This is a genomic window from Myxococcus stipitatus DSM 14675, from assembly GCF_000331735.1.
Classification (GTDB): Bacteria; Myxococcota; Myxococcia; order Myxococcales; family Myxococcaceae; genus Myxococcus; species Myxococcus stipitatus.
In genome coordinates this window covers 1232157-1245815 of the sequence record NC_020126.1, presented here as the reverse complement: position 1 = coordinate 1245815, position 13659 = coordinate 1232157, and the positions used below count along the sequence as shown (strand labels likewise).

Annotated in this window: 11 protein-coding genes; 5 read left to right on the top strand and 6 right to left on the bottom strand. The window is 69.7% G+C overall.

Annotated elements, in window-relative coordinates:
* Positions 1–6: 6 nt before the first annotated feature.
* Both MYSTI_RS04995 and MYSTI_RS04990 read right to left on the bottom strand, forming a co-directional pair.
* Positions 7–732 (bottom strand): lysophospholipid acyltransferase family protein, encoded by a 726-nt coding sequence (locus MYSTI_RS04995; RefSeq protein WP_015346615.1) that lies wholly within the window; start codon positions 730–732, stop codon positions 7–9.
* A 121-nt stretch (positions 733–853) separates the two neighbouring features.
* On the bottom strand, positions 854–2968 hold the full coding sequence (locus tag MYSTI_RS04990) for a PAN domain-containing protein (protein ID WP_015346614.1): 2115 nt from the start codon (positions 2966–2968) through the stop codon (positions 854–856).
* Positions 2969–3240: 272 nt separating this feature from the next.
* On the opposite strand from MYSTI_RS04990, the gene zwf reads away from it, so the two are divergent.
* From zwf to gndA, 3 genes are read left to right on the top strand one after another with little or no spacing between them, the layout of a single operon-like run.
* Positions 3241–4782, top strand: a complete 1542-nt coding sequence (zwf, locus tag MYSTI_RS04985) for a glucose-6-phosphate dehydrogenase (RefSeq protein ID WP_015346613.1) — start codon at positions 3241–3243, stop codon at positions 4780–4782.
* Positions 4779–5450: a 6-phosphogluconolactonase gene (pgl, locus tag MYSTI_RS04980; protein WP_015346612.1), complete on the top strand. Its 672-nt coding sequence runs from the start codon at positions 4779–4781 to the stop codon at positions 5448–5450. The genes zwf and pgl overlap by 4 nt, the downstream gene beginning before the upstream one ends.
* Before the next feature lie 20 nt (positions 5451–5470).
* Positions 5471–6907 carry an NADP-dependent phosphogluconate dehydrogenase gene (gndA, locus tag MYSTI_RS04975; RefSeq protein WP_015346611.1) on the top strand — a complete coding sequence of 479 codons (1437 nt, stop codon included), beginning with the start codon at positions 5471–5473 and terminating at the stop codon, positions 6905–6907.
* A 13-nt stretch (positions 6908–6920) separates the two neighbouring features.
* Here gndA and MYSTI_RS04970 read toward each other — a convergent pair whose 3' ends face one another.
* Genes MYSTI_RS04970 through MYSTI_RS04960 form a run of 4 tightly spaced genes read right to left on the bottom strand, consistent with a single transcriptional unit; the run spans position 6921 to position 10835 of the window.
* A complete protein-coding gene (locus tag MYSTI_RS04970) occupies positions 6921–7538 on the bottom strand; it encodes an HMA2 domain-containing protein (protein WP_015346610.1) in 618 nt (205 codons plus the stop codon).
* 14 nt (positions 7539–7552) lie between these two features.
* Positions 7553–7792, bottom strand: coding sequence for a hypothetical protein (locus MYSTI_RS04965; RefSeq protein ID WP_015346609.1), 240 nt, complete (start codon positions 7790–7792; stop codon positions 7553–7555).
* On the bottom strand, positions 7789–7914 hold the full coding sequence (locus MYSTI_RS45235; protein ID WP_267881056.1) for a hypothetical protein: 126 nt from the start codon (positions 7912–7914) through the stop codon (positions 7789–7791). Before MYSTI_RS45235 ends, MYSTI_RS04965 begins: the two co-directional genes overlap by 4 nt.
* Positions 7911–10835 (bottom strand): cation-translocating P-type ATPase, encoded by a 2925-nt coding sequence (locus MYSTI_RS04960; protein WP_015346608.1) that lies wholly within the window; start codon positions 10833–10835, stop codon positions 7911–7913. The genes MYSTI_RS45235 and MYSTI_RS04960 overlap by 4 nt, the downstream gene beginning before the upstream one ends.
* Before the next feature lie 370 nt (positions 10836–11205).
* On the opposite strand from MYSTI_RS04960, the gene MYSTI_RS04955 reads away from it, so the two are divergent.
* Positions 11206–12294, top strand: a complete 1089-nt coding sequence (locus MYSTI_RS04955; RefSeq protein WP_015346607.1) for a YcjF family protein — start codon at positions 11206–11208, stop codon at positions 12292–12294.
* A 149-nt stretch (positions 12295–12443) separates the two neighbouring features.
* A complete protein-coding gene (locus MYSTI_RS04950) occupies positions 12444–13595 on the top strand; it encodes a helix-turn-helix transcriptional regulator (protein ID WP_015346606.1) in 1152 nt (383 codons plus the stop codon).
* The last annotated feature ends 64 nt before the right edge of the window (positions 13596–13659 follow it).

Here is a 13659-nt window from a genome sequence, read left to right as displayed (position 1 = left end):
CGCGTCTCAACCGTGGGCGGACAAGGTCTGTTCGTACAGCGCGCGCACGCGCTCCGCGAGCACCACCGAGTCCTGCCCCAGCGACTCCGGAGGCAGCGGCGGCAACACCCGCACGCGCATGGAGGCCCTGGGATTCATCCAGGGGCCGTCTCCCAACAACAGGTCCGTCGTTCCCTCCACGACGATGGGCACCACCGGGACGTGCTCCTCCACCGCGAGCTGGAAGGCGCCGCGCTTGAAGGGAAGCCGCTGCCCGGGAAGGGCATAGGTGCCCTCGGGGAAGATGAGGATGGGCATGCCTCGGCGGAGCCATCGCCTGCAGGGGTCCAGCAGCTGGTGCAGGGCCGTGGTGGAGCCTCGGACGATGGGCACGTAGGCCAGGAGCGTCATCATCCAGCCCACGAGCGGCAGGGAGAACAGCGACGCCTTCGCGACGAACTTGTACGGGTGGTACAGCCCCATCACCGCGAGGATATCCATGGCGGACTGATGGTTGACCACGATGACGCAGGGCCCCTTCGGGAGCAGCTCCCGGCCCTCGAACCGCGTGCGCCAACCGGGCGACAGGTGCAGCCACAGCCCATGGCACCAGTGACACACCAGCCAGTGGAGCATCCGGCGGTCCCGGTCGACCGGGAAGGTGACGAGCAACAGCAGCGCCCCCAGCGCGAACAGCAGGGGCGCGGTGAGCAGGAAGACGAGCCAGAACCAGACGGTGACGAGGTACTTCATCGTGGCGGGGACGGCGGAGGCGCGTGGCGGGGGCTCATCATCGGTCCTGGACATAGCGTGCCCGGAGGGGGCAAGGACAGCCTCCGGGCACGCTTCCGGCGCCTGTCAGGGAGGCGGGCGGCTAGGGCAGGCGATAGCCCGTGTGACACCAGCTGGTCGAGTAGGACGTCGCGGGCAGCGCGCTCTTGAGCCAGCACCGCGCATTCACGCCCTGGTGGCCCGGCGCCACGTAGGTATAGGCGACGCAGCCGCTCTCGTTCGCGCAGGCGTCCTCACAGAGCACGGGGTCCGCCACGAGGAGGTCGAGGCTTCGGATGTCCTGGCCCGGCCGGTCGACGCCCGGCTCGCTGATGAAGCGCGGCTCCTCGACGATGGCGATGTTGTCCACCAGGTAGGAGCCCGCTCCCGAGGTGACGCCGAACTGGACGTTGTTGTCGTCGGTCTTCGCCCGGAAGCTGGGCGTACACGTCCGACTCCACGCGCTGCCCGCGGCGATGTCCTGCCGCACGCGCTCCTCACCCGTGGACACCACGCGCATGACCCCACTCGAGGCCGACGTCTCCTGCTTGTGGTCGAAGCAGAGGCGATAGCGGCCAGCGCCCACCAGCGCGAACTGCCGATTCCGGATGGGCCAGCCCGTCGGGTTCGTCGCATCGAACTTCACCCGCAGCGCCCAGTCCGTCCGCGTCGCGGAGTTGACGCCGCGCGGGACGACACGTCCCCGTCCCCCGGTGACATCGTTGCGCCAATGGAAGCGCAGGTCCGCGGTGTCCAGGTTCATCGCCGCGCCGGACTTCACGACGTTGATGGCGGCCAGCCGGACGTTGAACCGGCTGCTCGCGCCCATCACCATCACCTGCGCGCCCTGAGTCGTCGGCAGCGTCACCTCCACCGCGTGCATCCCCCACCCCGAGCCCGGAGGGCTCGAGAGCCACCGGCCCTGAATCTCGCCCAGCCCCGTGACGGGGTTGACCCACGCCATCCCCAACCACACGGGCAGCGAGGAGTCGGAGGTCACCGTGTCCAACTGGAGTGAGAGCCTGTACTTGCCAGGCGTGAGGTTCAGGCGCGAGTGGGACAGCATCGGCTGCTCGGCGACGGAGGCCTGGGTCCTGATGAGCTGGGCGGTGCGGTCCGTGGTGTTGAAGGACACCGAGACGAAGGCCGCCGTGTTCAGCGTCCACAGCGCGTTGCGCCGCTCACTGTCGAAGTCGAGCACATACCAATCGCGGGCACTCTCTCCCCGCAGGCGCTCCACGTCCTCCTGGAGGTCGATGAGCTTGTCCCCGTCCTTGTCCATGAGGCCGGTGTAGCTCGACGGCGTCACGCCCAGCGAGGCGACGTACGAGGTGTTGAGCCGTATCGGGTCGCGGCCATCCACGGTGCCATCCAGCAGGTACTGTGCGATGGACAGCGCGTTGCGACCATGACCATCGGGCGTGGCGGTGGACAGCGGGCCCACCGCGATTCTGTGCGAGGTCGCGCTGAGCTGCGCGGAGCCGCTGGCGCCGTAGTTGCTCCACAGGTTCGTGCTGATGCCGATGGAGCGCTCGTGGCTGGTGGTGTAGTCCGGCAGCCCCGTCGAGGGATTGACCTGGACGAACGCCGGGTCCGTCGTGAAGGTCCCCGAGCTCGTCGTCGAGGTGATGGTGCCCTTCGACAGGAAGCGGACGTCATAGAGCGAGGGGGCCGGCGTCTGCAGCGGGTTTCCCCAGATGCTGTAGACCTGCTGCCCCACGCTCAGCGCGCCGGTCTCGAAGTCGAGGTAGCCGTACTTGTCACCTGGACTGACGCCCGAGGCATTCGGGGGACAGAAGTACAGCGCCAGGTCGGAGCTGTGCCAGGTGTTGTAGAGCATCTTGCAGTTGAAGTCCTCGAAGCGCTTGGCCGTGTTGCTGTCCTCCGCGTACGTCAGGAAGCTCAGCGTCAGCTGGGTCGGCGCGCCGCAGTGGGCCGCGGTCAGCATGAAGTTGGGGCCGATCATCGCCGCGGAGCAGCGGATGGAGCCTCCCCCCAAGTCGAACCAGACGGGGCTCGCGTAGCTGGACTTCGCGATGTCCGGGTCGTCGTACCAGCGCCAGACCGCCTCGGCGATGCCGCCGGGCTGCTCAGCGATGATCGGCAGCGCCTGCGCTCCCAGCGCACCGTCGGGCTCCTGCGACGTACCACCGCTTCCACACGCGGCCAACCACAGCGCGCCCCCACAGGACAGCAGAATCCCACGCAGTCTTCTCATCCGCGGGACCCTACCAGGACGGCCCGTCCCCGAGGCCCGCCGAGCTGCTCGGAGAAGGACACATTCCAGCGACCTTTGGCGTGGCGCACCGCCGACTGGGCATGGCGAGCGTGGCTTCGTGCTGTTAGAGCAGGGCCCTCGTCACGTCGGGGGCGCGCTATCCAACGCTCCAGACGTCACGCGCACGTCACTGCGCGCACTCTGTCTTGCCGTCCGGAGACGAGGGGGGCGTAAGGTGGCCGACCACGAAGTCACTCGGAGGAGGCAGCGGAATGGAAGCGCAGGGCCTGCACATCGAAACGCATCCTCGAGAGGGAGACCCCCTGCTGCGCGCCGCGCGCCCGGACCCGTGCACCGTGGTGCTCTTCGGCGCGACGGGGGACCTGGCACAGCGCAAGCTGTTCCCCGCCCTCTTCGAGCTGTCACGCGCCAACCTCCTGCCGGACCACTTCGCCGTCGTCGCCTTCAGCCGCTCGCAGCTCGACGACGAGGCCTTCCGCCGCCACGTGAAGGAAGGCCTCCAGAAGTTCGCGCGCACCCAGCCGCTCGACGAGGCCGCCTGGCAGCGCTTCGCGCCGCGCCTGGAAGGCATCTCCGGCGGCTACGACGACCCGGCCTCCTTCGCCCGCCTGCGGGAGCGACTGGAGAAGGTCGCCCAGCGCGAGGGCACCCAGGGCAACCAGCTCTACTACCTGGCCACGCCCGCCTCCACCTTCCCCCAGATCCTCCACGGCCTGGCCGACGCGGGACTCCTCTCCCGCGAGGAGCGCCCGGACCAGAAGCCCTGGCGGCGCATCGTCATCGAGAAGCCCTTCGGGCATGACCTGGAGAGCGCGAAGGAGCTCAACCGCGAGCTCGCCTCGGTCCTCGACGAGAAGCAGATCTTCCGCATCGACCACTACCTGGGCAAGGAGACCGTCCAGAACATCCTGGTCTTCCGCTTCGCCAACGCCATCTTCGAGCCGCTGTGGAACCGCAACCACATCGACCATGTGGAGATCACCGCGGCGGAGTCCATCGGCGTGGAGGGCCGCGCGGGCTTCTACGACGAGACGGGCGTCATCCGGGACATGGTGCAGAACCACCTGCTCCAGGTGCTCGCCCTGTGCGCCATGGAGCCTCCCGTGTCCTTCGCCGCGGAGGACATCCGCGACGAGAAGAACAAGGTGTTCCGCGCCCTGCGCCCCGTCGAGGGCCGCGAGGTGTCCCGCTCCGTCGTCGTGGGCCAGTACGAGGGCTACCTCCAGGAGAAGGGCGTGAAGCCCGACTCGCGCACGCCCACCTATGTCGCCATGAAGCTCAGCGTGGACTCGTGGCGCTGGGAGGGCGTGCCCTTCTATCTGCGCGCGGGCAAGAAGCTGAAGAAGCGCATGACGGAGGTGTCCATCCACTTCAAGTCCGTGCCCATCGGCCTGTTCGCCGGCGAGGGCGCCACGTGTCAGCGCCTCCAGCCCAACGTGCTCACGCTGCGCATCCAGCCGCAGGAGGGCATCGCCCTCTCCTTCGAGTCCAAGGTCCCCGGTGAGGACGTCAACATCGCGGGCGTCACCATGGACTTCAACTACGCGGAGAGCTTCCAGAAGCCCGTGCCCGAAGCGTACGAGCGGCTCCTGCTGGACTGCATGCGCGGCAACGCCACCCTCTTCGCGCGCAAGGACAGCGTGGAGCAGGCGTGGGCCTACGTGACGCCCATCCTGCAAGCGCTGGACTCCGGCGAGGGCGGGACAGTGCACACCTACGCGTCGGGCACCACGGGCCCGCAGGCCGCGTCCGCGCTGCTGGCTCGCGACGGGCGGCGGTGGACGCAGCTATGAGCGCGCAGCCTCCCCAGGTCGTCCCGACCGAGGGCCTTGCCCATCAGGCCGCGGAGTGGATGGCGAAGTCGCTGCAGGCGGCGCTCGCGACGAAGCCTCGCGCGAGCCTCGCGTTGTCGGGAGGCGGCACGCCGGGGCCCGCGTACCGGGAGCTCTCGCGGCTGACGCTCCCGTGGGAGCGCGTGGACCTCTACTTCGTGGATGAGCGCTTCGTGCCGCCGGACCACCCGGACAGCAACTACCACATGGTGGAGGAGACGCTCGTGGGGCCGCTGCGGCTGTCCCCGTCGCAGGTGTTCCGCATGGAGGGCGAGCGCGAGGACCGCGACGCCGCCGCGCGCGACTACGAGTCACGACTGCCCGCGACGTTGGACGTGGTGCTGCTCGGCATGGGCGAGGACGGCCACACGGCCAGCCTCTTCCCCGGGCACCCGGCGCTGGAGGAGAAGGGCCGGCGGGTCTTGTCCCTGGTGGGCCCCAAGCCCCCGCCGTGGCGGATGACGCTCACGATGCCGGTGCTGCTGTCGGCAAGTGCGGTGCTGATGCTGGTGGCGGGCGGGGGGAAGCGGGACGTGGCGAAGCGCGCGCTGGCGGGCGACCTGGCGCTCCCGGCGGCTCGCGTCTCGAATGCGCAGTGGATGATGGACACCGCCGCCGCGGGACGGTGAGCGAACTTCTTGGAGGAACCATGAGTGCGGCAGCGAGCGCCCAGGCGGGCGCGCAGTTCGGCGTGGCGGGACTGGGAGTCATGGGCGCGGCCCTGGCCCTCAACATCTCGGACCACGGCTTCAAGGTGGTGGGGTGGGACCGGGACGCGAAGCACGTCGACGAGATGAACCGGAAGCACGGGCGCCCGGAGCTGCAGGCGCTCGCGTCGCTGGAGTCCTTCGTCGCGAGCCTGGAGCGGCCTCGGCGCATCCTGCTGATGGTGACGGCGGGCGCGGCGGTGGACCAGATGCTGGAGCGGCTGTTCCCGCTGCTCTCGCCCGGGGACGTCGTCATGGACGCGGGCAACTCCTGGTTCCAGGACACGCGCCGGCGCGAGGAGCTGTGCAAGTCGAAGGGCTTCCGCTTCCTGGGCGTGGGCGTGTCCGGCGGCGAGGAGGGCGCGCGCCACGGCCCGTCCATCATGCCGGGTGGACCGACGGAGGCGTACGCGCTGGTGCGGCCGGTGCTGGAGGCCATCGCCGCGCGCACGGATGAGGGCCTGTGTGTCACCCACGTGGGGCCGGATGGCGCGGGCCACTTCGTGAAGATGGTGCACAACGGCATCGAGTACGCGGACATGCAGCTGCTCGCGGAGACGTACGACGTGCTGCGCCGAGGACTCGGGTTGTCCGCGGACGCACTGGCGGACCTCTTCTCGAAGTGGAACGAGGGCATCGCCGAGTCCTTCCTGCTGGAGACCACCATCAAGGTGCTGCGCAAGAAGGACGCACAGACGGGAAAGCCCCTGGTGGACCTGGTGCTGGACAAGGCCGGGCAGAAGGGCACGGGGAAGTGGACGGTGCAGGTGGCGCTCGACCTGGGCGTCCCGGTGCCGTCCATCGCGGCCTCGCTGGACGCGCGCGTCCTGTCCTCGATGAAGGACGAGCGCGTGGCGGCCAGCCGCAAGCTCCAGGGTCCCTCGGAGACGCTGAGCGCCGAGGAGAAGGCGCAGCTCGCGCAGTGGGCGCATGACGCGCTCTATGCGGCGCGCGTGGTGACGTACGCGCAGGGCATGCGGCTCATCCAGGCGGCGTCGCAGGAGTACAAGTGGAACATCTCCCTGGCGGAGATGGCGCGCATCTGGCGAGGCGGCTGCATCATCCGCGCGAAGCTGCTCACGCCGCTGCGCGAGGCCTTCACGCAGCAGCCGGACCTGCCGAATCTGCTGGTGTCGGACGCCTTCGCGCCGGTGCTCGAGAAGATGGCCCCCGCGTGGCGCAAGCTGGTGGGGACGGCGACGAAGGTGGGCATCCCCGTGCCCGTGTTCAGCGCGTCGCTCGCGTACCTGGACAGCTACCGCAGCGCGGAGCTGCCGCAGAACCTGACCCAGGCACAGCGGGATGCCTTCGGCGCGCACACGTACCAGCGCCGGGACAAGCCCGAGGCGGGCTTCGTGCACACGGACTGGAACAGCTAGGACGCGCGTGCGCTCAGGAGGGGAGGTCCTCGGAGTCGGGGTCCTCTCGCTCCTCGGGCGTGCTGGCGCGAGGAGGGGGTCCTCGCACCGGGGACTCCGTGTTGTTGATGGCCGCGCGCTCCACGCCGGTGAAGGTGGCGAAGGCCCACCAGGCCAGGTTGAACCAGTCCGGCATGGGGAGCTGACGGGTGGTGACGACCTTGGCGACGCCCGCCGCCGCGAACCCCATCGACATGAGCACGCCCAGGCCCACGCGTCCGTGAGTGGCTCGGAGCACGTCGACGTCGAGCCCCTTCACGAAGCGGCTGGTGGCTCGGGCCACGTCGCTGCCTGTCTCCAAGGCGGCGAACAAGGTCGCCTCTTCGGGAGGCTCCTCGCCTGGGCGGATGACGAGGTCCACGCCGGTGAGCTCACGCACCTCTCGCACCACGTCCTTCGCTTCGAGCATCTCCGGGTCGTGACGGCACAGGACGCTTCCGGTGAAGGGGCGCACCTCCACCTCGTCCATGCCCTGCACGGCCATCAGTCCCTCCGCGAGCGCGTTGGCGAGCGAGGCATGCTCGCGCAGCCAGGGCAGCCGCAGGCGCACGCGCCCGGGCAGGACATGAACCACGTAGATGTAGCGAGCCATGGCGCTCCTCCTCCTCAGGTCGGCGCCTGACCATTCGCGTGGCCATTCGCGGCCCGACGAGCCCTCGCCTTCGCTTCCGCCAGCAGGTCCTCCAGGTCCTCCTGCTTGATGGCGGTCCGAGCCAGCACCATGTCGCCAAACCGATACGCGGCGGTGGCCAGTTCCAGGAGCAGCGGGCGCAGGTGCCGGCTCACCAGCACCGTGCCCGCGCCCGCGGTGTAGCCCAAGAGGAACGACGGCAGATGAAACGTCATGGGGAAGCCTCCACGAAAGAGGGGATGAAGCTCGCCTCGCCGCCGAACCGGTCCACGGCGGGGGCAAGCCAGCGCGACAGCACCGTGCTCGGGCCCGCGGTGGGACCGTGCGGGAACGTCACGGGGAAGCCTCCAAGGACGCGGGGATGAACAAGCGCTTGTCGCGCCGGGCCCTGCGACGTCCCTGACGAGACACCCCCATCAAGAGGCCGGGCAGCACCAGTCCCGTGGCGAGACCACCGAAGGTCAGCAGCGACGGCGGAGGAAGCCCGAGCACCGCGCGCAGCGGCGGAAAGGTGAGCCCCAACACCTGCATGGCCACCGCGCTCCCCACCAACACGGTGAAGCGTCCACTGTCGCGAGCGTGCGGCGCCCGGCACACCGTGGCGTAGCCGAGCTGCGCGGCCGTGAGCATCCCGAACGCCAGCGGCGGTCCGCCCAGCACCATCCCCGTGGCGCCGAAGCCCGCCATCAGCAGCGCATCGCGGACCACTCGTCGCGCCAGCGGCCTCGACAGCAGCGGCGCCCCTGGGGGTGCGGGAGGACGGTCCAGGACGTCCGGGTCTCCCGACTCGAGCGCGAGCGCGAGCCCCGGGAGCGTGTCCGTCAGCAGGTTGAGCCAGAGCAACTGAAGCGGCGACAGCGGCTCACGGCCTCCCACGAGCGTGGCCCCTATCACCAGCGCCATCTCCGACAGGTTGGTGGCGAAGAGGAAGCGGATGGCGCGGCGCAGGTTGTCCTGGACGATGCGTCCCTCACCCACCGCGTGGATGATGCCGCGCAGGTCCTCCCCCGCCATGACGATGTCCGCCATCTGCCGGGCCATGTCGCTGGAGCGAGCACCCACCGCCACGCCCACGTCCGCCGCCTTCAACGCGGGAGCATCGTTGATGCCATCCCCCGCCATCGCCACCACTTCGCCTCGCCTGCGAAGGGCACGCACGAGCACCATCTTGTCCTCGGGAGTCACCCGCGCGAGCACCGCGACCCGGTCGAGCCAGTCCCCTTCCAATCCTCCAGGCTCGGACAGGCGCGCGGTCAGCTCCTTCGCCGTGAGCGTCTCGCCTCGCAGCCCCACCGCATGCGCCACCGCCTCGGCGGTGTGCCGCTGGTCGCCGGTGAGGAGGATGGTCCGGATGCCCGCGACCCGCGCCTGATGCAGCGTGTCCGCGGCCCCTTCTCGCAAGGGGTCCCTCAGGCCCATGAAGCCCAGGAAGGTGTAACCCCCTTCCGGTGCGGCGCCGCGCGACACGTCCACGCGCCGCCAGCCCAGCGCCAGCACTCGCAGCCCCGCCTCCGCCAGGGCCTTGTTGCGCTGGAGCAATCGCCGCTGTGCCTCCACATCGAGCGGCCCTCGTGAATCGTGCGAACACAGCCGCACCACCTGCTCGGGTGCGCCCTTGACGAAGGCCACGCCTCCTCCAGGCGCATCGTGCAGGCTCACCACGTAGTGGATGCCCTCCGAGCGCTCCAGGAGCCTGCGTCGAGGGAAGGCACGTCGCAGCGCGGCCCCGTCCAGTCCCGCGTCATGGGCCGCGGACACCAAGGCCCGCTCGGTGGAGCTGCCCGTGATGATGACCTCGTGCCCGTTGCGGTGGACATCCACGTCGCTGTTGAGCAGCGCCGCGGCCAGCGCCAGCGTGGGGACATCCTCCAGCACCGCCTCCGGCTTCGCGCGCAGGGACTCGAGGTCCACCGCGCCTCCCCCCACGTCCAGGACCTCCAGCCGCATGTCGTTGCGAGTCAGCGTCCCCGTCTTGTCCGCGCAGATGACGGTGACACCCCCCAGGGCCTCCGCGGCGGAGACTCGACGCACCACCATGCCGCGCGCGTGCAGGCGTTGCATCGAGCGCACCAGCGCCGCGGTCGCGACAATGGGCAGCCCCTCCGGCAAGGCCGCCACCCCGAGCGCCACCGCGCCACGCAGCACCTGTCCCATCGGCCGTCCGCGAATCAGGCCCACCACACCGGACGCCACGCTGGCGCCCACGGAGAACACCGCCACCCGCTTGTCCAACTGCTCCAGCTTGCGCGACAGAGGCGTGGGCGGCGAGGACGTCTCCTCCACCAACTCGCGCACGCGCGCGAGGGCCATGGACCTTCCCGTGGCCACCACCACCGCGCGGCCATGTCCCGACGCCACCACCGTGCCCGCGTAGAGCATGCAGGTGCGCTCGGCGAGGGGGGCCTCGTGTGACACGGCCTCGGGGCCCTTGAGCTGGGGCTCGCTCTCCCCCGTGAGCGGTGCTTCATCCACGCTGAGCCGATGTGCCTCCAGCACCCGCGCATCCGCGTGCAGCACGTCCCCCGCGCGCACCAGGAGCACATCGCCCACCACCAGGTCCGACACGGGGACGTCGTGGACCACGCCGTCGCGCAGCACCTGGGCCTGCCCCGCCTCCAGCTTCTGCCATGAGGCGATGAGCGACTCGTTGCGCCGCTCGATGCGGTAGCCGATGCCCGCGTTGAGCCCCACCACCGCGAGGATGGCGGTGGCCTCCGGCCGGTCTCCCGCCAGCGCGGAGGCCGCGGCCGAGCCCATGAGCAGCCCCATGGGCACGGTGGCGACCTGAGCACGCAGCAGCGACCACCGTGAGCGCGGCTTGAGGCCCACCACCGTGTTCGCGCCGTACCGCTTGAGCCGCGTCGCGGCCTCCGCTCGGGACAGTCCGTGCCGGTCCGTCTTCCACCGGTGCAGCACCTGGTCCACGGTGAGCGAGTGCCAGGGCTCCTCGTCGGGAGGAGACTCGATGGGCGTGCGAAGAGGCCGAGGCTCTCGCGTGGACGCGGCTTCCTCGGGAGCCTCCTCCAGTCGCTCCAGCAGCGGAGCATCGGGCGCATAGCGCACCAGCACGCGACCGCTGCGAGGCTCCGCCTTCACCGTCTCGATGCCGGGCCAGGTCTGGAACGTGCGCTCCAGGCGCCGCCCCAGATAGCGGTCTCCCAGGAGTCCCGGCACCGCGAGCCGCAGACGGCGCGAGGCCACCGCATGCCGCACCACCACCGCGGGCGAGGCCTGCCCATCGATGAGGAACACCACCATCCGCCAAGCCCCCGAGGACGCCCAAGGTGGCGGCGCGCCCATCGCCGGACAAGGCCGCCCGCCGCACGACTCTCGTGATGAGCAGTCGACACCCCACCACGAGGCGGGCGTGCTCTCGGGCTCCTGCTCGCCCGACAGAGGCGACACCGGACGACGTGCGCCTCCGTCGCGAATCCGGGAGCAGCGCGAGGACATCCCACCAGGAGGGACGTCGCCCCTCCATCCGCTCGCCTGCCTGCAAGCCGACGGTGTCCCCTCCGTGTCACATGGCTTCGCGTCGCCCTTCCGCTACGCTTTCATGACAGGCCATCGCGAGCCCCCCGAAGCCGGGCCGCGAGTCCTCTCCCCCGGGAGGACGAAGCGAGGTTCCATGGAGCTCCATCTCGCAGAAGAGATTCGCAAGCAGGTCGACGAGGCGTTCCGCAAGCGCGGGCGCGTCAACATCGTCATCGCCGGGCGGAGCGGCGTGGGGAAGAGCACGCTCATCAACGCCGTCTTCCACGGGCGCATCGCCGACACGGGCCAGGGTCGCCCCGTCACTCGCGAGACGCGCGAGTACACGAAGGACGGCATCCCCGTGAGCATCCTGGACACGCGGGGCATGGAGCTGGGGGCGTTCCAGGAGACGCTGACGCTGCTCGAGGACCTGGTGGCCACGCGGGCTCGGGACTCGGATGCGACGCGACACCTGCACTGCGCCTGGCTGTGCATCGGCGAGGACTCGCGCCGCGTGGAGGAGGGAGACCTGGAGGTCGCCCGGATGCTGGCGCGGCACATGCCGGTCGTCGCCGTCATCACCAAGGCGCGCAATGACCAGGGCTTCCGAGCGGAGGTGGAGAAGCTCCTGCCCATCGCCCGCAACGTCATGCGCGTGAGAGCCCTCCTGGAGACGGATGACGAAGGCCACACGCTCCACCCCCGAGGGCTCGTGGAGTTGGTGGAGCTCACCATGGAGCTGGTGCCGGAGGCGCAGCGCAATGCCTTCGCCGCGGCCCAGCGTGTGAGCATCGGTCAGAAGCGCAAGCGGGCCCACGGCATCGTCGCCAGCGCCGCGGCCACGGCCGCCGTCATTGGAGCCACCCCCATCCCTTTCGCCGACGCCGCCCTGCTTGTCCCCACGCAGGTCGGAATGCTGGCGGGGATTAGCAGCGTGTTCGGCCTGCCGCTCACGGAGGCGTTCCTCTCCACGCTGGTGAGCTCGGTGGCCACGGGTCTGGGGGCCACCTTCTCCGGGCAGGCCATCGTGTCCGGCCTGCTCAAGCTCGTCCCGGGCGCCGGCTCGCTGGTCGGAGCGCTCATCGCCGCCTCCACCGCCACCGCGCTCACCTTGCTGTTCGGCGAGACCTATATCGCCGTGCTCTCGACGCTGATGGAGCGGCGCTCTGGAGAGGTCCCCGACGAAGCGGACATCATCCGCGCCTTCCGCGAGGAGCTGACCCTGCGCCGCGCCACGGCGTAGCGACCCGCAAGGGGTGCGGACCACCTCACGGTGCGCCTGGACACGCGCGGCCACGGGCAAGCGTCGAATGGTGGACATCGCGCCACACCTACACAGCGCGGCCCCTCTCCATCGAGTGTCGTTCGGCCCAAGCACGGATGAGGGAAGCCATGGCGATTCGGCCTCTCGAGCACAAGCTGGTCGGGCTCATTCTGGACTGCGTGGACTCCCAAGCCGGATTCCAGCCGGCGCTCGCCGCCATCGCATCCTGGATGGGTGGGCATTCAGCCCATTCGCTGTTCATGCGCGATGGGCACCTCGTCGAGACCCACTTCCATGGGGCGACGGACGCCAGCTTCTCCAACTACGAGGTCCATTGGAGACACCAGGACCCTCGCCTCCTGGCCGCCATGAAGAACCCAGGCAAGGCCCTGTCGGATGTGGATGTCATCGAACCCGACGACTTCGAGGCCTCGTCCATCTACAACGACCTGCTGATGTTACAGGGAGTCCGCTACACCCTGTTTGCATGTGTCTCTTCGTCTCCGGGGCTCATGGTGGGCCATGCCGTGATGCGAGAGAAGCAGGCCGGGCCGTTCGGGGAAGACCATGTCCGGATGTTCTCCGAGGTGCTGCCCTACCTTCAGAACGCGGCCTACCTGAGACTCCTCCTGGAGGGCATGCGGCATGAAATCGGCGATTTGCGGCGGACGCTCGACATCGTTCCAGGGGCGGTAGCGGTCCTGGACGAAGCCGCGCATCTCATCTGCGCCAACACCGCCGCGGAGCAACTGCTCTTCAAGGCGGATGGCCTTCAGGTGAAGAGCCAGAAGCTGACCGCGGACCGCTCGGGAGAGGCCCAGCGGCTGACCGCGACGGTCGCCCGGTCCGCGGCCTTCAGCGAGGCCACCCCACACGCCTCCTCGGAAGTGCCTGTTCATTCGCCGGTCAAGGTGACACGGCGGAATGGAGCGCCTCTCAGCATCTTGTTCGTGCCGCTGCGACCGATGAGTCCCCTCCGGGGATGCGCTCCCCGGTCAGCGCGCGTCCTCGCCGTCATCCACGACCCTGATGCCGCGTTGCTGCTGGACCCCCAGTTGATTGCAGGGCTCCACGGCCTGACCTCCGCCGAGTCCCTGTTGGCCTCCGCGCTCGCGCAAGGCAAGACACTGGCTGAGTTCGCCGAGCACCGAGGCTGCTCCGAGCAGACCGCTCGAACACATCTGAAGCGGGTCCTCGAGAAGACCGGCACACGTCGGCAGGCAGAGTTGGTTCGCATGCTCCTGGGCAGCGCGGCGCTTCATCTCGCCAACGCGCGTTGAGCGACGCCTTCCGACGTACCCCGTTTGGGGTACGACAGCCCTCCCTCGCTTTCGTACCGTGAAT

Coding starts and splice junctions, on each gene's coding strand:
- MYSTI_RS04995 (WP_015346615.1), bottom strand. CDS start 732: ATGAAGTACCTCGTCACCGTCTGGTTCTGGCTCGTCTTCCTGCTCACC.
- MYSTI_RS04990 (WP_015346614.1), bottom strand. CDS start 2,968: ATGAGAAGACTGCGTGGGATTCTGCTGTCCTGTGGGGGCGCGCTGTGG.
- zwf (WP_015346613.1), top strand. CDS start 3,241: ATGGAAGCGCAGGGCCTGCACATCGAAACGCATCCTCGAGAGGGAGAC.
- pgl (WP_015346612.1), top strand. CDS start 4,779: ATGAGCGCGCAGCCTCCCCAGGTCGTCCCGACCGAGGGCCTTGCCCAT.
- gndA (WP_015346611.1), top strand. CDS start 5,471: ATGAGTGCGGCAGCGAGCGCCCAGGCGGGCGCGCAGTTCGGCGTGGCG.
- MYSTI_RS04970 (WP_015346610.1), bottom strand. CDS start 7,538: ATGGCTCGCTACATCTACGTGGTTCATGTCCTGCCCGGGCGCGTGCGC.
- MYSTI_RS04965 (WP_015346609.1), bottom strand. CDS start 7,792: ATGACGTTTCATCTGCCGTCGTTCCTCTTGGGCTACACCGCGGGCGCG.
- MYSTI_RS04960 (WP_015346608.1), bottom strand. CDS start 10,835: ATGGTGGTGTTCCTCATCGATGGGCAGGCCTCGCCCGCGGTGGTGGTG.
- MYSTI_RS04955 (WP_015346607.1), top strand. CDS start 11,206: ATGGAGCTCCATCTCGCAGAAGAGATTCGCAAGCAGGTCGACGAGGCG.
- MYSTI_RS04950 (WP_015346606.1), top strand. CDS start 12,444: ATGGCGATTCGGCCTCTCGAGCACAAGCTGGTCGGGCTCATTCTGGAC.